The organism is Mesorhizobium sp. CO1-1-11 (assembly GCF_020164995.1).
Taxonomy (GTDB): Bacteria; Pseudomonadota; Alphaproteobacteria; order Rhizobiales; family Rhizobiaceae; genus Mesorhizobium; species Mesorhizobium australicum.
The window spans coordinates 24,637-47,342 of sequence record NZ_JAIUHE010000029.1 but is presented as its reverse complement, the minus strand read 5'-3'; the positions used below and the strand labels follow the sequence as shown (position 1 = coordinate 47,342).

The following is a 22,706-nucleotide window of genomic DNA, read 5'->3' as shown; positions in this document are numbered from 1 at the left end:
TCCATGAACAGCGCCCGACTGGTCCGCATCATCGGCACCTACGGTGTCGTCATCGCGCTTGCAGCGCTCGTCCTCTTCGGATTCCTGCGCTACGACCGCTTCTTGGGCTTCTTCAATGTGGTGAGCGTGCTGCGCTACAATTCGATGTTCGCGCTCGTGGCGCTCGGCATGTGCTTTGTCATCATGACGGGCGGCATCGACCTGTCCGTGGGTTCGGTTGCTGCCCTGGGCAGCGTCGCTTCGGCCCTGGCTAGCCCGCACGGCATAGCGGCCGGCCTTGCGGCGGGTGTGGGCGCCGGGCTGGCGGCCGGTCTGATCAACGCGCTTTTGGTTACGCGCGGGAACCTGATGCCGTTCATCGCCACGCTTGCCACCATGCTGGCCGCAAGCGGCTCCGCGCTGCTTCTTGCCGGGAACCAGACGGTGTCGGTTTCCTACGATTCTGGTTTCACCGCCATCGGCCAAGGGAATTTCTGGATCTTCCCGATTCCGGCGATCATCGCCCTGGTCGCGTACGTGCTCGGATCGGTCGTCCTGAACTACACCAGCACGGGACGGACGGTGCTGGCAATCGGCGGCGGCGAGGATGCGTCGCGGCTGATGGGCCTGCGCACAGATCGCGTCAAGTTTCTCGTCTATGTCGCAAGCGGGTGCCTGGCCGGGCTCGCCGGCGTCGTTCTTGCTTCGCAATTCGGGGCCGGCCAGCCGATCGAGGGCGTCGGCTGGGAGTTGTTTGCCATCGCTGCCGTGGTTGTGGGCGGCACGCTGCTTACCGGCGGGTCCGGATCGGTCTTGACCACGCTCGCCGGCGTGCTCCTGCTCGGCATCCTTTTCAACATCCTGAACTTTGAAAACGGGATGGGTTGGATCTCCCTCTCGGCCTACTGGCAGTCCGTAATCCGGGGGCTCTTCCTACTGGTCGTAGTGCTGCTTCAGGCGCGGCTTACCGGAAGGCGCGGCACCCGGCCCGGAACGAGAAGTGACGTATGAGCGCCGCACGGGTCCAATCGCCAATTGCCGTTTGTGGCATCTGACCCGTTCCCGAAGAGGTCTCGCGGGCGCCAGCCAGCGGCCGCCGGCCCAAAGCCTCTTTTAGAGAGAGCAGATTCCACAACCATCCCATGCTGTCTCTGTGGGGGATTATGGTCTCCGGCAAGCAATCGCCGCCAGCCCGGTACCTTGAGGACTGTACCGAAATGAGCTCGTGGTTGTCGGGGCTTGTGTTATGTCAGGGCTCGCAACGGGCGCCCCCTCCGGCTGCCGCGCACGCATTGAATCTGGTGGTGGTGCGGCTGTGACCATGTGTGTTTTCACCCACATTCAGCGCGCCTGTCGAAGCCCGTTCTCCGGTAGCTCCGCTGCAGTTGTCAGCTTCCGGGCCCATTGCCGAAAATTGGTGCTCCCACATGTCAGCTCTACTAACGCTTAGATGTGCGCTTAAATGCAGCCTCGGCCATAGCAGGAGCCTCCTGAGTTGTCACATTCAGCAGATGAGACATGATCGGCGAGATTTCACTGTAGAGAACCCCAGATGAAGACGTTGCGCAATTGAGCAATTGCGCAACGTGCGCTTGCAAGCGCTCCAGAGGCCTCACCACGCTGTTCGCTCCAATCTATGCGCTCCGCTGCTTGCCTCGACGGATCGTTCCAAGGCGCCCGGTCTGGAATGGCCCCAAAATTCTCTCCACGCACCGGAACATCGGTCCGCCGTTGCGGTTCGACAGGCAGCGGACACAGTCGATCCAAAGAAGCATCGGCCCGCTTACGACAGGCGCGAGGTCCCACCCCACAGATCTTGCGGACGGAGGAGCAAGCTATGCGGGCATTGGTCTGGCACGGCAAGGAAGACATACGCTGCGATCAGGTTTCCGATCCGGAAATTGTGGATGAGCGTGACGCCATCATCAGGGTGACGAGTTGTGCGATTTGCGGCTCCGACCTTCACCTCTACCATAACTTTGTGCCTGCCATGCTGCCCGGCGACATCATGGGCCACGAGATGATGGGGGAGGTCGTGGAGGTCGGGAAGGGAGTCAACGGCGCTCTGAAGAAAGGCGACCGGATCGTCGTGCCGTTCACCATAATCTGCGGTGAGTGCGACCAGTGCAAGCGACAGAACTTTTCGGTTTGCGAACGCACGAACCGTAAGAAAAATCTCGGTGACAAGGTGTTCGGGCACACCACCGCGGGTCTGTTTGGATACACTCATCTGACCGGCGGCTATCCCGGGGGACAGGCGGAGTACATGCGGGTGCCGTTCGCCGACGCCACGCACGTGAAGGTGCCTGACAGCCTTACCGACGAGCAGGTCCTCTTCCTCGGCGACATCTTTCCCACCGGATGGCAAGCCGCGGCTCAGTGCGAAATAGAGCCCACCGATACCGTTGCGGTGTGGGGCTGCGGCCCAGTTGGGCAGATGGCGATACGCAGCGCCCTGCTGCTCGGCGCGAAACAGGTGGTGGCGATCGATTGCCTGCCGGAACGGCTGTCGATGGCCGCAGCAGGCGGTGCCATCGCCATCAATTTTGCCGAGGAAAGTGTCGTTGAACGGCTGCAGGAACTCACCGGCGGTATGGGTCCTGAGAAGTGCATCGATTGCGTCGGCATGGAAAGCCACGTCTCGCTGGCCCAACCCGATACCCTCTACGATCGCGCAAAGCAGTTGATGCTGATGGAAAATGATCGACCGCACGTTCTGCGTGAGATGATTTATGTCTGCCGGCCGGCCGGCGTGATCTCGATCCCCGGCGTCTACAGCGGGCTGGTCGACAAGATCCCGATGGGACCGGCGATGAACAAGGGGCTCACGTTCCGCATGGGGCAGACCCATGTCAACCGTTGGACCGAGGATCTGTTGCGCCGCATCGAAGATGGCCAGATCGACCCGTCCTTCGTCATCACCCATACCGTCGGGCTCGAGCAGGGACCCGAAATGTACAAGGTGTTTCGCGACAAGCAGGACAGCTGCATCAAGGTTGTACTGAAACCGTAGGAAATCGTCATGACCGTGGTTGCTAAAGTTTCCAACATCACCCGATCGCCTGGCGATCCCAAAGTGCTGAAGGCTGGGCCGAGTGTGGTCGGCGCCTCCGACGGCCTTGCCCGCAAGCTCGGCTGGTTCAGCATCGTGCTGGGTGCCGTCGAGGTGGTTGGCGCCGAGCGGATTGCCGGCGCGCTCGGCATGAGCGGCAAGGAAGGGCTGATCCGCGCGTATGGGGCGCGAGAAATAAGCAGCGGCATACTCTCGCTTTCGGTGGACAAGCAGGCTGGGTTGTGGAGTCGGGTAGCTGGCGACGGCCTGGACATCGCGACATTGCTGACGGCGTATCGGGATGACAACCCAAAGCGCGACAATGTGGGCCTTGCGCTTGCCATGGTCGCCGGTCTTGCACTGCTCGACATCATCGGTGCGAAAGGCGTGACCGGGCGCCACTCACGCAACGGAACCAAGCCACGCGACTACAGCGATCGCAGCGGCTTTCCCCGAGGCGCTGCAGTAGCCCGAGACCTTGCCCGCTCGCAGCGCGGCCGGGAGGCCGGCGCAGCCTGACAGAGTTGCCGAAACCGTGGCGGCATGCGACCCGCGACAGGTCGTGTCCCAGAGGGGGTTGGTCTCGGCGACCCTACGTTGATAGAACAGGCTAGGCCGTGATCATGACCGTCGAGTGGCCGTTCTGTGCGTCGGAAGCATCGGGGCACGGTAGCCCGCAATGTCTCTTGGCAAGGTCCGGCGATCCTCAGGCCGAGCCGGTTTCGGGCAAGTCGGTCTCTTCCGCCACCTCTTTTCGCAGATCTCGGCGCAAGCGTTCCGCTTCGTCGGAATTGTTTTCGTCGTCAGTCCGCTCAAGTTCGCGATCGATTGTCTCGCGCGAGCCTTCCACAGGATCCTGTTGCGGAGATGTTTTCGGGCCGGTTTCCATCTTGCCTTTGTCCGGAACGGCGCAGTCGAGAGATTTCGACATCTTCAGCTTCCCTTCGTCTGCCAACATGACCGACTTTGGAATGAGCATCGTCGGACCCTGCCGAACCGGATCGTCGATGATTTGTTCCGGGCTAGACCCCGGTTTCGTTTTGCCCGTCCGCATCAGGCGATGCCCCTCCCCCATTCCAAGTTTCGCTGAAATTCCTGTGGTTGGCGCCACCGTTGCAACGGAACTACAGCCGTGCAGAGTCGAACCGGTGAAGGCCGCGCTGGTCAAGCAGACCGATGCGGGTCCGCCTCAGCATCTCGCTGCTTGAAAGCGAGTTGTGGAAAGCTGGCAGTCGCAGGAATGGCGTTCAGGGTATCAGCTAACAGCCTAAAAAGCCCGCCTCGCTAGACTTGAGAGCGTGCTTGCAACCTATGCACCCATCGGGCGTTGGACAGCAACGGCTTGGGTTATGCGCAACCCACCAAGTGATTTTCGGGAAGCAATATGGCTGACAGGCGCTCAATCAGAACTCCGCTGGCTCGAGTGCGGGGCCTTGGATCGGCTAAACATGGAACCGAAGCGTTCATACTGGAACGGCTGACATCAACTGCACTGTTGATCCTGGTCATTTACATCGTCGCGGTCGTTATCAGGCTGATCGGAGAGCCTCGAGATGTCGTCGTCCGCGTCATCGGGTCGATCTATGTCGCACCCGCCCTCATCGCCTTCATTTTGGTCAACTGCATCCACATGCGGCTGGGCATGCAATCGATCATCGAAGACTACTGCCACGCGACCGTGCTGAAATCGGTTCTGCTGATCGCCAACTGGTTGTTTTGCTGGGCGGTAGCCCTCGTCAGCTGTTTCGCCGTGCTCGTGATCAGCTTCCGATAGGCGCAGGTTCTCCCTTCAAGATCACGGCCAGCGCGGCGCGCCTTCCAACTCAGCACCGTCCCGTCACCTGTCGCGCGCGGCAGCCGCCATCATTCGATTCTCGGGAGCTTGTCCCATTGATGGAAAGGGGGTGGAGAGGTCAACTCCCACTCCAATGTGGTGGCTCCTGCTCCCCATGGGTTCATGCCGGCCGCCCTTCGCCGGGAGAAAGCCTCCAAGATGCCGAAGAGGAAAACCACGACACTTGCGGCCGACAAATATGATCCGTACGATGAAATCATGTTCCAGCCGGCGAATGCGTCGGGATAGTCGATATAGCGACGCGGCATGCCCGCCAGGCCAAGGAAGTGATGGGGGAAGAAGACGAGGTTGACACCGACGAAGGTCGTCCAGAAATGGATTCCAGCTACAAGTGGGTTGTACAGATATCCCGTCATTTTCGGGAACCAGTAATACCAGCCCGCGAATATGCCGAAGATCGCTCCGAGTGAAAGTATGTAGTGGAAATGCGCGACGACAAAATATGTGTCGTGCAATTCACGGTCGAGGCCGGCATTTGCGAGTTGAACGCCCGTCACCCCGCCAACAGTAAAGAGGAATATGAAGCCGAGCGCCCAGAGCATCGGCGTCCGCAGGCTGACTGAACCGCCCCACATAGTCGCGATCCAGGAGAACACTTTTATCCCGGTCGGCACTGCGATCACCATTGTCGCGAAGGTGAAGTAGCGCTGAGTGTCGAGGCCTATTCCGCTTGTGTACATGTGGTGTGCCCAGACGACGAAGCCGATCGCCCCGATCGCCACGATTGCGTATACCATCCCGAGATACCCGAAGATCGGCCTTCGCGAGAAAGTCGAGATCACCTGACTTACGATGCCGAAGGCGGGTAGGATCATGATGTACACTTCCGGATGGCCGAAGAACCAGAAGAGATGCTGGTAAAGCAGCGGGTCGCCTCCGCCGTCCGGCGCGAAGAACGTGGTTCCGAAGTTGCGGTCGGTCAGGAGCATGGTGATGGCGCCGGCCAACACCGGCAGAGCTAGCAGCAGCAGAAAGCCGGTGATGAGGATCGACCACACAAACAGGGGCATCTTGTGCAGCGTCATCCCCGGCGCCCGCATGTTGAAGATGGTCGTAATAAAATTGATAGCCCCCAGTATAGAGGAGGCACCCGCAATGTGCAGCGACAGGATAACCAGATCGACCGCGGGACCGGGATGGCCGGAGGTCGACAGTGGCGGGTAGAGAAACCAGCCGGTCCCGGAGCCATAGCCGCCCGGCACGCTGGGCACGAAGATCGACAACAAAAGCAGCATGAATGCCGGTGGCAGCAGCCAGAACGAAACGTTGTTCATACGTGGGAACGCCATATCGGGGGCGCCGATCATGATCGGAACCATCCAGTTGGCGAAGCCGCCGATCAGGGCGGGCATTACGGTGTAGAAGATCATGATCAGCGCGTGGGCCGTCGTGAAGACGTTATAGAGTTGCTTGCCCGCATCGATGGCCTCGTCGCCTTGATAGCCGTAGATCATCGACGCCAGTCCGGGGAAAAACTGGATCCCGGGTTGCTGCAGCTCAATTCGCATGCTCACCGACAAAAGCATACCGATGACGCCCGCGAGGAAAGCGAAGATCAGATAGAGTGTACCGATGTCCTTGTGGTTGGTCGAGAACAGCCACCGGGTAATGCCGCTTGGCCTGTGGTCGTCGCGACTGCCCAGATCTGTTGCGATATGTTCACTCATGACCGTCTCCGCTTGGGCCGTCCGTCAACCAGCACCCGAACCGTGCTGGCAGTTGAATGTTCCCCCCACAGACCTGCGTCTGGAACATTCAACGGAAGCCATGGTTTGGCTCAGCGCAGCATCACCCTGCGGAGGAGGATCAGCATTCATGCTGGCGATAATTGCTGCGGCAATGGTTCTGACGACGGTGGTTGGTGGGCTGATATCCGCCTTCTCGATCGAGGCGCGTCACGGCCTCCACGACCCCACGCTAGACCAGTCCACGCCTACGCGACGGCCCACCCCGGCCTGGAGGCAGTGGTCCTGACATGGATGCGATTGCCGAGACGTTCGATCGGAGAATCCGAGCAGGGTGGCTGCTGCTCGGCTTCGCGCTCGGTGGGTTTCTCGACGGCATCGTCCTGCATCAGATCCTGCAATGGCATCATCTTCTCTCGGGCCTCGCCGACCCGGCGGGCTCCAACCTGCGCTTCCAGATCATGGCCGACGGCCTCTTTCACCTTTTCATGTATGTGCTCGCGGTGGCCGGCGCAGTGCTGCTTGTGGCCGCGAGGGCGGCCGGCGCGCGGCCTGGGACCACGACTGAGATCCTGCGGGTTGCCTTGGTCGGGTTCGGCGTCTGGCATATTTTTGATGCCGTTTTGTTCCATTGGCTGCTGGGGCTGCATCGGATCAAGATGAACAGCGACATGCCGCTCGCCTGGGATATGGCGTGGCTCGTCATCTTCGGCATTGTGCCCCTTCTTATGGTGGTGGTGCTGCCCAACCGCGGCGGACCGGCACGCGGCGCGTCGGCAGCGCTTACCAGCATCGTCTTGCTTGCAGGATTGGCAGCGGGCGCCGGCCCGCTCTTCAACGGTGCCGCCAATTCGGTCATCGTCTTTCGGGGTGGCATGGAACCAGCGACGATGATGCGGGCCATTCAAGTCGCCGACGCCCGTCTGAAATGGGTCGACGGCAGCGGCACCGTCTGGGCGGTCGACCGCGTCTCGTGGCGCGGGTTGGTGATCCTTTACGTGCGCGGCGCCCTAGTCGTCAGCACGACGCCAATTATTGCCGGATGCCTCGCCTGGACCGATCCCGCCGGATCGAGCCCTGACTTCAGATCGCTGCGAGCCATACCTGACAGCCTATGACTTTCGAACCGGACAGGAGCATCAAGCATGCAACTCGCCAAGAGCAGGCATGGGCGAATCTTGAATTCGCGCATCGTCGTGGTCGGCAGTGGCTTTGCCGGTCTGAAGGTTGCCAAGGCGCTCGGAAGGCGGAGATCGGGGGGTGACGATCATCGACCGCCACAATCACCACCTGTTCCAGCCCTTGCTCTGTCAGGTTGCAACCGCCGCCCTGTCGGCGCCTGACATCGCCGAGCCAATCCGCAAGATACTGGGCCGCTATCCCTCGGTTCAGGTCCTCTTCGGCGATGTCGCTGAGATCGGCACCGAGGGCGGGATGCTTGTGCTGGCCGATGGAACCACGGTTCCCTATACATACTGGTCCCGGTAACCGGTTCGCAGCCGTTTTATGTCGGCCAGGACAGCTGGGCTCAGGTTGTCCGGGCTTGAAGACCATCGAGGATGCCGGCACGATCCGGTCGCGATTGCTGCTGTCGTTCGAGCTTGCGGAACGGATAACCTATCCAGTCGAGCAATCCCGGCTAATGACGATCGCCATCATCGGAGGCGGCCCGACCGGCGTGGAATTGGCGGGCTCGATCGCAGAACTCAGCCGGCACACCCTGGCGCGCGACTTCCGTAACATCCGGCCGGAGAAGACAAGCATCATACTCGCCGATGCCGGCGACCGTCTGCAGCTGGCGGATTCTGCGCCTGGAAAGGCTCTGCGTCGAGGTCGCCCCTCGGCAATCGCGTCGAGGCGGTCGAAGCACAGAAGATCACGGTAGGCGGCAAGGTCATCCCGGTGGCCTTGACGCTCTGGGCCGCGGAGTGGCCGCTTCGCCGCTGGCGGCCCGGCTTGGTTTCGGGCTCGACCGCGGCGGCCGGGTGAAGGTTGCATCCGACCTGCAGGTAATCGGCCGTTCCGACATCTTCGCGCTTGGCGACGTGGCGCTGTTCCTCGACGAGAACGGCCAGCCATTGCCGGACCTTTCACAGGGCGCCAAGCAGGAGGGCGAGCACCTCGGCAGGGCACTGGCACGCCGGGTGGATACCGGCGAGGCGTTGCGGCGCCAGGCTGATCGCCGAGGAACGGGTTGAACCGGGTTCACCATCGTCGCCCGTCGCGGAACAGCCAACCCCGAGAGAGGCGTTGCCAAGATGCGGGCGCCCTCCCCGGCATTGTCCGCGCGCCACCATGAGATTATAGCGCGTGCGTTCGGGGCTCACCGGGCTGCGCTCAGGGTTGAAAACCAGCCTTCAGCGATCTCAGGAGCCGCCCGGCAAACGGTCGTGGTTCAAGAGCCAGCGTGAAAATGCCGGAGGGGTTGAGGAGGGTTTGCGGCCTGGACACCGACAGGGCTGTTTCCCACCCCCAGCTATCGAGCAGCGGGTAGATGGAGTAAGCAAGCAACGGGACGCCAGCCGATGCAGCCGCAGCGCATTCTAGCAGCATCTCCTGGTGCCAGCGCGCGCCATAGTTGAAATAGGGCGTTCCGGTTTCGGTGACCATCATAGGCAGGTGGTAGCGATTGTAGTAGTCGGTGATCACCGCCTCGAGGCCCGCGCGCGCGCCTGAACTGACCTCGCCGGCATAATTCTGGGGCTCGGCACTGAGGTGTTTTCCTTTCGTGTCGAAGTCCTCGTTGTGAGCGTAATAGTCGACCCCGAAAACGGTGTCCCTCTTCATCGTTACCTTGAACTCCCTGTTTAGTTTTCGATGCAGGTCCTGGACTTCCTTCAGCATATGCAGGACCCGCTGCAGGCTGTCCGGCAGCGGCCGGCCGGTCGCCGGGCTGCCGTCGAGATAATGCTTGATGGCCCAATCCAGGGATGTGCGCGACGAGGGCGCGGTCGCGTTCCATTTCGCGAGGTGCTCGGCGGGCGTCATTAGCTCCAGCTTTTCGAAATCCGCTTCGAGCAGCCAGTCCTCTCCAAGAATCAGGTCGCTGCCGAAAAAGCGTATGTGCCGGTTGAACTCATCCCATCCTGGCTTGAAGACCGCTGCCTCGGGGTGGATGTAAAGCATGCGCCGTTTGCTTGGCGCCAGTTCCTCCTCTATGGCAAGGCGCGCCAGCACGGCGGCCTTGGCGACCTGCACGGCACGCTCGATGTAGTAGGTGGTGTGCAACGGGCTTTGCCAACGCGGAAATGCCCCGTTCCACATCTCGCTGTTGAAGCCGATGGTCGTCTCCGGCTCGTTGATCAAGGTCACTGCCTTGATCCTTGGGCCATAGCGATTGATCGCCGCCCGCGAGAAGGCGGCGAAATAGGCTGGCCAGTCCTGATTGAGGTAGTAGCTGGCCCGGCCCTTGGTGCGACCGTCCGGTCCGGCGACCCGGAACCGATCCTCGATGCCGAAATGGTGCAGGTCGAGGCTGACCCGCAGGCCGGCGCGGTCGAGGTCGTCGATCAGCCCGTCATGCGCCAGCCAGGTCTCGTCCCGCTCCGGATCAATCAAGTGGTTCGAGAGGCCAAGCCTGACGTTCAGGATCCCGAGATAAAGCAGACGGGCAGCTAGGACACGCCGCCGCTCGTGGTCAAAGAGGCCTTGGTCGTCGAGGGAATCCCAGCGGTAGCTTTCGTCGCGGGTCAAGGGATTGCCGGATTCGACACCCGTCCAGAGGAAGCTCTTAAGCGACGGCCGCCCATATATCTGCACGTATAAGTCGCTAGTCGCCGCATTCCGCGCGCGCTCGTCGGCTGATGGCGCAACGACCGGTGTCACGGCGCGACTGATCAGGGTCGGCTCATTGAACTGGGCATCTACCGATCGCGGCTCCCGGTCGAGTTGCTCGACAAGAAGGGTCTTCGCTCTTGCCCAGTTGATGAGCGCGGTGTCCGTGTCCCCGGCAAGCGCTGCCCAGCTTTGGGCGAGACTGATAGAAAACAACAGGAGCAACGCGGCGGCGGAACTCAGGCAGGTGTCCGACGGAGCCAGTTTAATGCCGGATGATCGTACGGGCATGGTCTTTCTGCTGCTCACTTAGGCCGCAGGACTTCAGGTCCCCGGGCCGAACTGCAACCTCGCCGCTAAGTTCCTCCTCCGTCAGCGCTTCGATGTGTCGGAATGGTCGAGGGTTCGTGATTGTGCGCGCCAAAGCCGGAGCCTTATTGACGTTCCGTACGCGCTCCGACCATCGGCCAATCAAAAGCCCGCCTCGGAGAGGGAACCGAGGCGGGCCGGGAATGCTGTTGTGAAGTTAGCATCCTGGCGAGGCACCGGGAGTTGCCACGCGAAGACAGAACTGCGAGGCTTGGCGCTTGTTCCGGGCGAGATGAAAATCCCGGTCTGGACTTGCAGCTAGCGGGTCTCAGTTGCTCGGCTGCATGTCGGGTCTTCCGGGCCTCGTGGAGAGATAAATTGGCGGCAGCAAATTAGGTCGCTGATGCTGTCGCATTTACAGTTCCGTCCGACGACCTTTTCCCTTCGGCCTGCCGTCCCCTCGCTTTTGGTCATCCAACGGGAACAACGTTATCTCGGCTGAGTACGGTGCGTGTGAAAGCGCTTATCTGCGCGATTGCGATCGGTCTCATCAGTCCGGTAGCATGGCTCAGAGCGGGATGACATCCGCACAGATATTTGTCAAAGCAGCTGCGAGTTCAAAAATGTTTGAAATCCGCTCGAGTGAATTGGCGCTGCGGAATCGCAGACATCACGAGTGAAGGCATTCGCTCGCATGATGACCAAGGACACACGACTTCTTCCAAGCGGCTCTTATCGGCAGCAAAGAAGGATGGCCTGGCGGTCGACTGAGCGAACATGTTTCATGGGCGCTGGACGTTTACGGCTCGATGCCTCGCCTGAACACAAGGCGAGGCTATAGGGCGAACGGCTGCATGGGAGGTTCGGCCGGGGCCGCTCTGTGAGTACCACCTCGGGCACCTCAAGAGGTAGAGCTGCCGGCGCGGTATGCCGGCCGCAAACCATAATTCAACATCACTACCAGCATCATTTAAACCATCGTGCGGAACATCCGCGCGACGGCGAGGTTTGGCTGACACTGAACGCCTCTCATAATATTTCTAAGGACCAAGATGGATATCGATCTTCAGCGTAAAAACAATCACAGGCTGCCACAAATCCGCAGAAGCTTATTGTGCTTCTCTCACCTTAGATGGAACTTCGTTTTTCAAAGACCGCAGCACATTCTAACCCAGGCAAGTCGATGCTACGATGTATTTTTCTTCGAAGAGCCGATTTTTACGGAAGAAACCACTGCGTACCAGAAAAGCTACACGAGCACTGACGGGGTGACGGTGGTCGTGCCGCACATTCCCAGACATCTCAACGGACCGCAGATCACGCGTGCGCAACGCAAGCTGGTTGACGGCTTGGTGGAAAGCCTCGAAGCAACGCCGGCACTGCTGTGGTACTATACGCCCATGGCCCTGCCTCTCAGCCGGCACATTTCCGCTGAGCTTTGCGTCTACGACAACATGGATGAGCTTTCGAGCTTCCGCGGGGCGCCGCCCCGGATGATGGCGCTGGAGCGTGAACTTCTCAGGCGCGCCGATGTCGTCTTCACCGGTGGCCAGAGCCTTTATGAGGCCAAGCAGCATCGTCATCGCAACATCCACCCATTTCCAAGCAGCATCGACAAGGCTCATTTCGGCAAGGCCCGCCTTGCCGGTGCGCCGTCTCTCGATCAGGACAGGATCCCCGGCCCCAGGCTTGGTTTCTTCGGCGTGATCGACGAGCGCATGGATCTGGACCTGGTGGATCGCATGGCAGCCTTGCGGCCGGACTGGCAGTTCGTGATGATCGGCCCGGTGGTCAAGATCGACCCGGCAGACCTTCCCCGCCGGCCGAACGTTCACTGGCTGGGCGGCAGGGATTACAAGCAGCTTCCTCATTATCTGTCCGGGTGGGACGTCGGCATCATGCCGTTCGCCAGGAACGAATCGACCCAATTCATCAGCCCGACCAAGACCCCGGAATTCCTCGCCGCCGGCGTACCGGTGATTTCGACCTCGGTCCGGGATGTTGTGCGGCCGTACGGACAGCTGGGCCTGGTCGAAATCGCGGATACTGCGGAGAAATTCATAGAGCGTGCCGAACATCTGCTGGCTCGCCCGAAGGACGAGTGGCTGCGAAAGGTGGATCGACACCTGTCCGGCATGTCCTGGAGGTCGACCTGGCAGGAAATGCGTTCGCTTATCACGGAGACGCGAGAGTGGCGCACGTCCGGTCCCCAAGCGATACATTCGTCGGAGAGCAGCTATGTTTGATTGGCTGGTTGTCGGCGCCGGCTTTGCCGGGAGTGTGCTCGCCGAGCGCCTCGCCTCCCAGCGGGGAGACCGGGTCCTCGTGGTCGACCGGCGTCCGCATGTCGGCGGCAATGCCTATGACTGCTACGATGAGGCCGGCCTGCTGATCCATAAATATGGACCACACATCTTCCACACCAACTCCGAGCAGGTCTTCGATCATCTTTCGCAGTTCACCGAATGGCGTCCGTATGAGCACAGGGTTCTGGCCGAAGTCGACAAGAAGCTGGTGCCGGTCCCGATCAATCTCGAAACGATCAACACACTGTACGGGCTGGATCTGACGCCGGAGCAGCTCGAGGAGTGGTTCGCCGCGCGCGCCGAGCCGGTCGAGGAAATCAGATCGTCCGAAGACGTGGTGGTGAGTCGTGTCGGGCGTGAGCTCTACGAGAAATTCTTCCGCGGTTATACCCGCAAGCAATGGGGCGTCGACCCCTCGGAACTGGACAAATCGGTGACCGCGCGCGTGCCGACCCGGACCAATCGCGACGACCGCTATTTCACTGACAAGCTTCAGTACATGCCTGCCGCCGGCTATACTCGCATGTTCGAGCGCATGCTTCATCACCCGAACATCCAGGTCATGCTCAAGACCGACTATTCGCAGATGCGCGAAGAGTTCGCCTACAAGCGGCTGATCTTCACGGGACCGGTCGACGAGTATTTCGGCTACTGCTACGGCCGGCTGCCCTATCGCTCGCTGCGCTTCGAGCACAAGACGCTGCAAAAGGAATGGCACCAGCCGGTGGCCGTCGTGAACTACCCGATGGAGCACGACTACACGCGCGTCACTGAGTACAAGCACCTAACGGGCCAGCAGCATCCCTGGACCAGTTTGACCTTTGAATACCCGACGGCGGACGGCGACCCCTATTACCCCGTACCGACGGCGGAGAACGCCGATCGCTATCGGAGGTACGAGGCCCTGGCGCGTACCACGGAAGACGTCTGGTTCGTCGGCAGGCTGGCTACCTACCGCTACTACAATATGGACCAGGTCGTCGGTCAGGCCCTCGCCACCTACCGGAGAATCGAAGCCTCGGTTCCCAGTGACAACCGCGCCCCTCTTGAGACCGCGGTGTCCAAGATGAGCGGCATTCTGCAAGCGATTTAATGATTGGCGGCGACGATGCGGACCGAGACCATGCAGGCCACGCCGGAGATCTGGGGAGGCGTCGAGTGCAGCATCATTCGGTTGAGGAACCGATGGCGTGACGAATTATCGGAGACGGGACATGCCGGCAGGCTGGACGATCTGGACCGCATCCGGCAGCTTGGCATACGAACGCTCCGGTACCCGCTGCTGTGGGAATCGATCTCGCCGGACAATATCGAAACCGCCGATTTCACCTGGCATGACGAACGGATGCCGCGGCTGAAAGAGCTAGGCATCGAGGTCATCGCCGGACTGCTACACCATGGCAGCGGCCCCCGCTACACCAATTTGCTCGATCCGGCTTTTCCCGAGCTCCTGGCTCGGCATGCCCGGCGCGTCGCCGAACGCTACCCCGAGATCCGCCGCTTCACCCCCGTGAACGAGCCGCTGACCACAGCCCGTTTCAGCGCTTTGTATGGACATTGGTATCCCCACCGCCGGCACTTGCCAGATTTCGCACGAGCGCTGATCAACCAGTGCCGCGGTGTGGCGCTTGCCATGCGGGCGATCCGCGAGGTGACGCCGCACGCGGCTCTCGTCCAGACCGAGGATCTCGGCAAGACGTTCAGCACGCCATTGCTTGGTTACCAGGCGGATTATGAGAACGAACGCCGCTGGCTGACGTTCGACCTGCTGTTTGGCCGTGTCGAGCGCAGCCATCCATGGTTCTCCCGCCTAATCGATCATGGGATACCAGAGCAGGAGCTCCAGGCCTTCGTCGACGAGCCCTGCCCTCCCGATATTGTGGGGGTCAACTACTATCCGACCAGCGAGCGTTTCCTTGACCACCGCTGCTCCAAGCTCCCAGCTGGAGCCTCGGTCGGCGGCAATGGCCGGCATCACTATGCCGACCTTGAGGCCGTGCGGATGCATCTTCCGCTTGGATCGGACGGGCCGGAACCCCGCCTGCGCGAGGTCTGTGCGCGTTATGACCGGCCGGTCGCCGTAACCGAAGTTCACCATGGCTGCAGCCGCGACGAACAGCTTCGCTGGCTGAACGAAGTCTGGAGCGCTGCCAATCGGCTCGCTGGCGAAGGCAAGAACATTGCCGCCGTCACCGTCTGGGCCCTGTTCGGATGCGTCGACTGGAACAGCCTGCTGCTGCGCAAAGATGGAGCCTATGAGGCGGGAGCCTTCGACGTCCGCAGTCCATCGCCGCGCATGACCGCCCTGGGAAGTGCGGTAGGGGAAATGGCCGGCGGCGCCGGCCTGAAGCATCCGGTTCTCGACAGCCCCGGCTGGTGGCGCCGGGACACGCGGTTCTTCAGCCCACCTTTCGAAACCACCGCCGAACGCAGCGGGGGCGGAGACGTGCGCAAGGTGCTCATCCTCTGCAAGGATGCGGCGCTGGGTAACGCCTTTTGCCGGATCGCTGCCCACCGGGGGCTGGAATTCATTGCTTTTCCCGCCAATCAGTTGGACATCACCGAGCCTCATTCCATGCGCCGCCTGCTGCTCAAGTATCGGCCTTGGGCCTTCGTCCACGCCGCCACTCCGCAACGGGCCGAAGCGGGTCCTGTCGGCTCGATTGGGACGGGCAACGGGCCGGCAGATGGCGCGGTGCTGGCGTCGGTCTGTGCCGCCGCCGGTGTGGCGTTGATGACCGTGACGTCGGATGCGCTGGTCGGCAAGACGCTCACCGACCGTTTGGTCGAGAGCAGCCCCATCACCCCGGCATCGGGCATACGCAATCTCAACGCGGCAGCCGAAACGATGGTGATGAAGCATCATCCCGCCGCGCTGGTCATCCGCACGAGCGCCGTCTTCGGACCCTGGAACACCGCAGACGTGCTTTCGCAACTGCTGGATGAAATCGCAGCCGACCGTTCGCTCCGCTTGCCGGCGGACGCAGTGTGCTCCCCCACTTACCTGCCGGACCTGGCTCACGCCGCGCTCGACCTATTGATCGATGGCGAGACGGGAATATGGCACCTCGCCAATGACGGCGCGGTCAGTTGGTCCGATTGGGCAAGAGAGGTCGCCCAGTCGGCCGGTCTCGATGCGCGCCTGGTGCTGGGCGATCATGGCCGCGGGGTTCTCGCCCCTGCCGCCCTGGCAAGCGAACGGGGTCAACTCATGCCCTCCCTGGCAAGCGGCATGGGACGCTTCCTCCGGGAGTGTGATGTTCGCTGGAACAAGACCTCGGCTGCCCTCGGCAGCTGAGAAAGCGACTGAAGTCCTAGAGGCCGAGATGAGAGAACCGACAGCGTTTAACAGCTTTTTCCTTGGTGGATTCGAGTGCTCGAGCCATCGCCGGGCCGATGGCGTCCGCCTCGATCTGCTTCGCGCCACCAGCCATGACGAAGCGTCCGAGACCGACTATCGCGAACTCCAGCGACGGGGAATCCGCACCGTGCGCGACGGGCTGCGCTGGCACCTCATCGAGAAAGAGCCCGGCAACTACGACTGGTCGAGCTTTCTGCCGATGCTGCGCGCCGCCGACGCCACAGGGACACAGGTCGTTTGGGATCTCTGCCACTACGGATGGCCCGACCATATCGACATCTTCTCACCGGAATTCGTCAAGCGCTTCGCCCGCTTCGCGGAAGCCGCTGCCCTGGTCATCCACGCCGAGATCGGCTCGGTCCCGTACTTCTGTCCGGTGAACGAGATTTCGTACTGGTCATGGGCGGGTGGCGATACCGGCCGGATCAACCCATGCGCTAACGGCCTTGGAGGCCAATTGAAGCGCATCCTGGTAAGAGCCGCCATCGCTGCTATAGACGCGATCCGACGAATCGATTCCCGGGCCCGCTTCATCACCGCGGAACCGCTGATCAATGTTGTCGGCTATCCTCACGATGTCGAGCATCAGCTCGAGGCGGAGGGTTACAGGCTCTGTCAGTTCGAAGCGCTCGACATGCTTGCCGGGCTTCAGGAACCGGAGCTGGGCGGCCGGCCCGAATACCTCGATATCGTCGGCTTGAACTTCTATCCCGACAATCAATGGCTCCTGCACGGCCCGACGATCCCGTTCGGACATCACGCCTACAAGCCTCTGGCCGACATGCTCGTTGAAGTCGCACAACGCTACAATCGACCCCTCTCGATGTCCGAAACGGGCGCCGAGCGCACGGCCAGGCCATCGTGGGTTCACTATGTCGTGGCCGAAGTCCTCGAGGCCATGCAGCGGGGCGTCCAGATAGAAGGAATCTGCCTCTATCCAATCATCGACTACCCCGGATGGGACAATGGACGGATGTGCGATGTCGGCCTGCTCGGCCCGATGGGGGAGCACGGCAGGCGTCCAGTTTGCAAGCGCATGGAGGATGAATTGGCCGAGCAGAGCCGAAAACTGCTGGCGCTTCAGCGCGAACTCACGTCAGGGCCATATGCCGGAGGGACCTATGCGGTATCTGAAGCCACAGGCAAGTAGCCCGCTGCCTCCGTTCCTGGAGGGGTCCGCTGCCTTCATAAGGCATTATGTGCGCAGGCAGCTGCCGCAATTCATCATCCTCGCCGTGCTGGTGATATCGGCCGCGTCCTGCGCTGTCGCCATCCAGTACGTGATGAAGGTGCTCGTCGACGCGATGGCGGGCCCACGCGAAGGCTCAGCCGCGCAGACAGCGCTCGCCATTTTCATCAGCCTCATCGCGGTGGAGAGCATCCTCTGGCGTCTCTGCGGCTGGCTCGGCTGCAAAGCGACCCTCGCGATCGGCGTTCAGATGCGGCTCGATCTGTTCGACTTCCTGAACGGTCAGCCGATGAAGTACTTCGCCGAGAACCTGGCGGGTTCCCTTGGCCAGCGGGTTACCGCGACCGCGGGCAATTTCGGCGCCCTGACTAACATCGTCATCTGGCGGGTCGCGCCGCCGGCTGTCGACTTCATCGGCACCGTCATCGTGTTCACGGTCGTCGACTGGCGGATGGCGGTGGCCCTGGCGTCCGCGGTCGTCGTTATCATGGGCGGCCTGCTTGCCTTCGGGGAACGTGGAAAGCACCTGCACCGCACATATGCATCTTATGCGAACGAAGTCGGTGGAAGCCTGATCGATGTCATCACCAACATGTGGTCTATCAAGGCGTTCTCAGCCCGGTCACGCGAGCACGCAAGGCTGGCAGCGAGCTTTCGAGCCGAAGCCGATGCCCAGCGCGACAGCTGGATGTACACGGAAAAAGCGCGCCTCATCCACGACATTGCACTTTGGGTCATGGCCGGCGGCATGCTCGCCTGGGCGGTCCGGCAATGGAGCCGGGGGGAAATCACGCCCGGCGACGTGGTCCTGGTCAGCGCTTTGACGTTCCGCATCCTTCACGGGTCTCGCGATATGGCGTTGTCGCTCGTTGACATGGTCCAGCATTTCGGCTTCATCGAGGACACGCTGCGCATCATCGGCCAGCCGCAAACTGTCGTCGACCGGCCGCAGGCGCCGGCCATTCGTCCGCGTGGCGGGGCTATCGAGTTCCGGCAGGTCTCCTTCACCTACGGCACCGATGTCGAGGCGATCCACAATCTTGACCTGTCCATCCCTCCGGGTCAAAAGGTCGGGATCGTCGGTCCCTCCGGAGCGGGCAAGTCGACGTTCGTCCACCTGCTTCAACGGCTCTACGACGTTCAGGGCGGCCAGATCCTTGTTGACGGTCAGCCGATCGCGTCGGTCACGCAGGATAGCCTTCGCGAAGCGTTGGCTGTTGTGCCGCAGGAGATTCTGCTGTTTCACCGGACCGTCATGGAGAACATCCGGTTCGCCCGCCCTGAGGCTAGCGATGAAGAAGTCCACGCCGCTGCCCGGGCCGCTCACTGCGAAGCCTTCATTTCAAGGCTGCCCGAGGGCTATGACACTCTGGTGGGTGAACGGGGGATAAAGCTCTCCGGTGGGCAGCGGCAAAGGATCGGCATTGCCCGGGCGTTCCTGAAAGCCGCTCCGGTGATCGTTCTCGACGAGGCCACGTCTGCCCTGGATACAGAGTCCGAACTGGTGATACAGGCATCCTTGGTCAAGATGTTCCGCGATCGCACCGTGATCGCCGTCGCGCATCGCCTTTCGACGCTCTCCAGCTTCGACCGCATTCTGGTGATGAATGGAGGGCGCGTTGTCGAGGATGGAGACGCGGCGGAGCTCAGAGCTCAGGGCGGCCTATTTGCCCGCATGTGGAGGCTGCAGGCCGAAGGCCTCACCCTCGACGCGGCTGAATGAAAGGCTTTTAGGCGAATTCAAAGCATGCAGAAGACCCTATAGCATTCGATTGTGAGGCAACCCCGCATCGCTAACCCCTTCACGAAATCAGAACACCGGCACCGCCTGCAAGGGAATGATCACCATCACAGGCCTCCTGCTGGCAGGCCAGACGAAGTTTGGAATGCCGCTAGTTGCGGGCCGGTCACCTCTCCGGCGCCACAAGCTTCTCGGCTGCGGCTGCGGTGCTCCAGGCTGACCTCAACGCCACGCTGGCCTCGGTCGCGTCGGTGACTGGTGCGATCGCGCCGACAACGGCCGCTGTGGTCGCGTCGATCGCCGGCAACGTCATGACCGTTACCGGCGTCACCTCGGGTACGCTTGTGGCCGGTGCTGTCCTGTCCGGAGCCGGTGTCGCGGCGGGGACGGCGATCACCAATCAGCTGTCGGGCACGCCGGGCGGCATTGGCGAGTATGCGGTCTCGATCGCACAGATCGTCGCCAGCGAGGCGATCTCGGCGACCTATGGCACGCTCACGGTCACTGCGATCGCTTCCGGTACCCTGTCGGTTGGCCAGACCCTTGGCGGTGCCGGCGTGAGCGCAGGCACGCGCATCACGCAGCTCGGCAGCGGTCGGGGCCTTGCCGGCACCTATTTCGTCAACCTGACGCAGACGGTGGCGAGCGGCACGGTCACCGGTTCCGCGACGCCGCTCGGTGTCTCCTTCGAGTCCGTGGCTGGCGGCTTCGTCATCACCTCCGGCATAGCCGGCGAGCCGTCGAGCACGGCTTTTGCGACCGGCACGATTTCGGACGATCTCTTCCTGACCCAGGCGACGGGCGCGGTGCTCTCGCAGGGCGCCGATGCAACGACCCCCGCCGCCTTCATGAACGGCATCATCACCCTCACCCAGAATCGTCCTCCGGCCCCTGGCTTGGGCTCGGAGGACAGATTCAATGCATGAGATTTGCGCCATGGGTGTTCGCCAGCTCTCGCATGATCTCGTTGAGCCAGTTCTCCGTGGACTGACCGAGTTGCCTACAGTCGACGTCTCGGATGGCTTGCTCAAGCGTCCGCTCGACCAGCCGGTCAGATGCGTTTACGTCTCCCAGCAACAGACGCGCTGCGAGGCGCAGTTTGGGCAACAGTGTGAAGACGTCGTCTGGCGGAGGGGGCACGGAGGTGTCCGCGTGTTCAGACAGTTGTGCGGGGAAAAGTGCGTGTAGCACGGCCTTGCTGCCTGATGATTTCCGCAAATTGCTGGCGTGGCGAAGATGTTCGGGAATAGGGATGTCGTCGTCGCCACTGAAGAAGACGAACGGGATTCCTCGGCGCATCAACTTGTCCGCAATCGGGAACACGTGTCGACCGTTGAGATTGACGTCCAGGATTGCGGCTTCGGCTTGATCGGTATGTTCAGACGCCTGCTCGACGCTCGGCGCAGGTCCGAGAACAATGGCGCCCATATTGCTGAAAAACTCCGCAAGCTCTCCCGCCATCGACCATTCGTCCTCGACAATCAGAATGTGCAGCCCGCGCAATTCGCGCACGTCCTCATCCTTTCTTCGACGGGAGTTCAGGGTGCAGAGAAGCTAGTTCCCACTCTCTGTCATCCAGCGCCGCCTGCAATTGTTTCGCAAGCACCAGCATGCGAACTGGGACGGGCCCTGGCTAGACATTCGATTGATCGAGTCGCTTCCCGCGCCCTTGTTGACAGGCGCTTCAGACCAGCGGAGCGTTTTGTCATTTGAACCACCACGGGAATAACTTTTAACGTCTTACCCGCTGTCTCGTTCCATTTGGGCCGAATGCAACAAATTTGGCGCTTTTCCGAGCGCAACGCACGGTCAGCATACTGAGGAAACCACGTCAGACGGACTTGAACTGCATTGAGAGCGCGGCGGGCCTCCTGTTCCTCCAGGTTTGACCACGGGTTCGGGCTCAGACTGATGTTGGATGCGCTCCCTGTGGAGTTCGGCAATGCCATTTGATCCGCGACCTTCCGGAATCGCTTGCCACGGTGCGCGGCCGAGAGCACGACCGTCACCGTGCGGATGAGATGTTGAGCGTAGTTCGCCTCGCATTCTTGCGCTCGCACCCGCTCAGCCTTCTTCGCTCGACGTGCGCTGGGTTCGCAAAATTGTGCATCGCGGTCTGGTGGACAGGCATGCGCCCGCCGCCCGGTGCTGTCCAAGTTGCATCGTCTTTCCAGCACTGCTGACATCACAGCGCCTGAGCAGTCGAAACCCGAGAAGGCTACCGGCTTCTTTACCCGCCGCTGCGGTCGCGTGTAGCCGAAGCCGCGCTTTCGGCGGTCAGCCCCAAGCGTCTGATAACCCACGGAATGGTCAACCCTTGGACAAAGATGGAAAAGGCAACGACTGCGAACGCGGCAACGACTATTTGACTGCGCTCGGCGACGTTTTCAGGAAGGGCCAGCGCTAGGGCCAGAGCAAGGGCACCGCGCAGCCCGCCCCAAACCAAAACATGCTGGTAGCTGGCATCCACCTTCAGGGACGTCGCAGCAAGGAGGGCACAGAAAGGATAGATAGCCAATGTCCTGCCAACCAGCACGAGCATGATGGCGACCGCCGAGGTGCCTGAAAATATCCCAAGTGGCTGATGGGCTTCATGGCCACCGATCAATATGAACACGATCGAATTCGCCAGAAAGGCCGCGTACTCCCAGAACGCCAGAACGTGACTTCTGGCGTTGGCGGAAATCGCGCCTTTCCACCCTACGTTGCCCACAATCAAGCCTGCGGTGAGAGTAGCCAGCACGCCCGACATGCCAAGATCCTCCGCAAGCAGAAACGAACCATAGGCCGCAATCGTCGTCAGGGTTATTTCAACAAGATGATCTTCGGTCCGACCGGCGATCAGAAGGAGCAAGGCTGACACCCCTGTTCCTGAGGCAATCCCACCCGCGATAGTCCACAACAGCGATCCAGCAACGCTAAGGGGCGTAGCCTCGGCGCCTGCCGCGATTCCGGCCAAGATGCCGAAGCCAACTGCGGCTGCGCCGTCGTTGAGCAGACTTTCCGATTCAACAAGAAGAGCGAGGCGGGGCTGAACCTTCATTTCCTTGAAGGCCGCGATGACCGACACCGGATCCGTCGCTGCTATCAGCACGCCGAACAGCCCCGATCCGATCCAAGTCCATCCGAGCAGCAAATGCATGCCAGCCGCGACCACTGCGGCGGCGATCGCGACCCCAGGAAAAGCGAGCAGAACCGTGACCGGGAGGTCCAGTCGAAAATGACGCCATTCGATCGCAAGTGCCGCCTGGAAAATCAGCGGCGGCAAAAACACGGTGAAAATCAGATCCCGGCTGAGGGGGAGTTCGGCAACACCGGGCATGAAGCCAAGGGCGATACCCGCCGCAACGAGCCCGACACTGTAGGGAAGTTCCAGCCGTCTGGATATCGTCGCCACCAAAGAAGCGGTGAGCAAGATCATCCCCAGTGTGAGGATTGGAAGATCATTCATAGCG

Annotated in this window: 19 protein-coding genes; 14 read left to right on the top strand and 5 right to left on the bottom strand. The window is 61.4% G+C overall.

What is annotated here, in order from left to right; all coding sequences use genetic code 11:
* Positions 1-3: 3 nt before the first annotated feature.
* From LB554_RS26790 to LB554_RS26780, 3 genes are all read left to right on the top strand, one after another.
* Positions 4-990, top strand: a complete 987-nt coding sequence (locus LB554_RS26790) for an ABC transporter permease (RefSeq protein WP_224587815.1) — start codon at positions 4-6, stop codon at positions 988-990.
* 826 nt (positions 991-1,816) lie between these two features.
* Positions 1,817-2,992, top strand: coding sequence for a zinc-dependent alcohol dehydrogenase (locus LB554_RS26785; RefSeq protein WP_224587813.1), 1,176 nt, complete (start codon positions 1,817-1,819; stop codon positions 2,990-2,992).
* Positions 2,993-3,001: 9 nt separating this feature from the next.
* Complete coding sequence (locus tag LB554_RS26780) at positions 3,002-3,550, top strand: hypothetical protein (protein ID WP_224587812.1); 549 nt, start codon at positions 3,002-3,004, stop codon at positions 3,548-3,550.
* Positions 3,551-3,737: 187 nt separating this feature from the next.
* Here the strand turns inward: LB554_RS26780 and LB554_RS26775 are convergent, their stop codons facing one another.
* The gene (locus tag LB554_RS26775; RefSeq protein WP_224587810.1) at positions 3,738-4,199 is read right to left on the bottom strand and encodes a hypothetical protein; all 462 of its coding nucleotides are present in this window, start codon (positions 4,197-4,199) and stop codon (positions 3,738-3,740) included.
* A gap of 216 nt (positions 4,200-4,415) precedes the next feature.
* On the opposite strand from LB554_RS26775, the gene sdhD reads away from it, so the two are divergent.
* Positions 4,416-4,805 carry a succinate dehydrogenase, hydrophobic membrane anchor protein gene (gene sdhD, locus LB554_RS26770; protein ID WP_224587808.1) on the top strand — a complete coding sequence of 130 codons (390 nt, stop codon included), beginning with the start codon at positions 4,416-4,418 and terminating at the stop codon, positions 4,803-4,805.
* Between the two features lie 89 nt (positions 4,806-4,894).
* Here the strand turns inward: sdhD and ctaD are convergent, their stop codons facing one another.
* Positions 4,895-6,553 (bottom strand): cytochrome c oxidase subunit I, encoded by a 1,659-nt coding sequence (gene ctaD / locus LB554_RS26765; RefSeq protein WP_224587805.1) that lies wholly within the window; start codon positions 6,551-6,553, stop codon positions 4,895-4,897.
* Positions 6,554-6,861: 308 nt separating this feature from the next.
* Between ctaD and LB554_RS26760 the strand changes: the two genes are divergently transcribed.
* The 4 genes from LB554_RS26760 to LB554_RS26745 all read left to right on the top strand — a co-directional run bounded on the left by LB554_RS26760 (position 6,862) and on the right by LB554_RS26745 (position 8,769).
* Positions 6,862-7,689 carry a DUF2243 domain-containing protein gene (locus tag LB554_RS26760; protein WP_224587803.1) on the top strand — a complete coding sequence of 276 codons (828 nt, stop codon included), beginning with the start codon at positions 6,862-6,864 and terminating at the stop codon, positions 7,687-7,689.
* 142 nt (positions 7,690-7,831) lie between these two features.
* Entirely contained in the window at positions 7,832-8,059 is a 228-nt protein-coding gene (locus tag LB554_RS26755; RefSeq protein WP_224587801.1) for a hypothetical protein, read from the top strand.
* Between the two features lie 55 nt (positions 8,060-8,114).
* Positions 8,115-8,456, top strand: coding sequence for a hypothetical protein (locus LB554_RS26750; protein ID WP_051041273.1), 342 nt, complete (start codon positions 8,115-8,117; stop codon positions 8,454-8,456).
* Between the two features lie 43 nt (positions 8,457-8,499).
* A complete protein-coding gene (locus LB554_RS26745; protein ID WP_051041272.1) occupies positions 8,500-8,769 on the top strand; it encodes a hypothetical protein in 270 nt (89 codons plus the stop codon).
* 139 nt (positions 8,770-8,908) lie between these two features.
* Here LB554_RS26745 and LB554_RS26740 read toward each other — a convergent pair whose 3' ends face one another.
* A complete protein-coding gene (locus LB554_RS26740; RefSeq protein WP_015316577.1) occupies positions 8,909-10,636 on the bottom strand; it encodes a hypothetical protein in 1,728 nt (575 codons plus the stop codon).
* Positions 10,637-11,706: 1,070 nt separating this feature from the next.
* Between LB554_RS26740 and LB554_RS26735 the strand changes: the two genes are divergently transcribed.
* From LB554_RS26735 to LB554_RS26710, 6 genes are all read left to right on the top strand, one after another.
* Entirely contained in the window at positions 11,707-12,900 is a 1,194-nt protein-coding gene (locus tag LB554_RS26735; RefSeq protein ID WP_224587799.1) for a glycosyltransferase family 1 protein, read from the top strand.
* A complete protein-coding gene (glf, locus tag LB554_RS26730) occupies positions 12,893-14,053 on the top strand; it encodes a UDP-galactopyranose mutase (protein ID WP_140663645.1) in 1,161 nt (386 codons plus the stop codon). Before LB554_RS26735 ends, glf begins: the two co-directional genes overlap by 8 nt.
* Before the next feature lie 15 nt (positions 14,054-14,068).
* Positions 14,069-16,258, top strand: coding sequence for a sugar nucleotide-binding protein (locus LB554_RS26725; RefSeq protein WP_224587798.1), 2,190 nt, complete (start codon positions 14,069-14,071; stop codon positions 16,256-16,258).
* Positions 16,218-17,471: a beta-glucosidase gene (locus tag LB554_RS26720; protein ID WP_318013222.1), complete on the top strand. Its 1,254-nt coding sequence runs from the start codon at positions 16,218-16,220 to the stop codon at positions 17,469-17,471. Before LB554_RS26725 ends, LB554_RS26720 begins: the two co-directional genes overlap by 41 nt.
* The gene (locus LB554_RS26715) at positions 17,443-19,233 is read left to right on the top strand and encodes an ABC transporter ATP-binding protein (protein ID WP_224587797.1); all 1,791 of its coding nucleotides are present in this window, start codon (positions 17,443-17,445) and stop codon (positions 19,231-19,233) included. The genes LB554_RS26720 and LB554_RS26715 overlap by 29 nt, the downstream gene beginning before the upstream one ends.
* A 173-nt stretch (positions 19,234-19,406) precedes the next feature.
* A complete protein-coding gene (locus tag LB554_RS26710; RefSeq protein ID WP_224587796.1) occupies positions 19,407-20,177 on the top strand; it encodes a DUF3383 domain-containing protein in 771 nt (256 codons plus the stop codon).
* On the opposite strand, the gene LB554_RS26705 is transcribed toward LB554_RS26710, so the two are convergent.
* Positions 20,167-20,763: a response regulator gene (locus LB554_RS26705; RefSeq protein WP_224587795.1), complete on the bottom strand. Its 597-nt coding sequence runs from the start codon at positions 20,761-20,763 to the stop codon at positions 20,167-20,169. The genes LB554_RS26710 and LB554_RS26705 overlap by 11 nt on opposite strands.
* A gap of 718 nt (positions 20,764-21,481) precedes the next feature.
* The gene (locus tag LB554_RS26700; protein WP_224587794.1) at positions 21,482-22,702 is read right to left on the bottom strand and encodes a cation:proton antiporter; all 1,221 of its coding nucleotides are present in this window, start codon (positions 22,700-22,702) and stop codon (positions 21,482-21,484) included.
* Between the last annotated feature and the right edge of the window lie 4 nt (positions 22,703-22,706).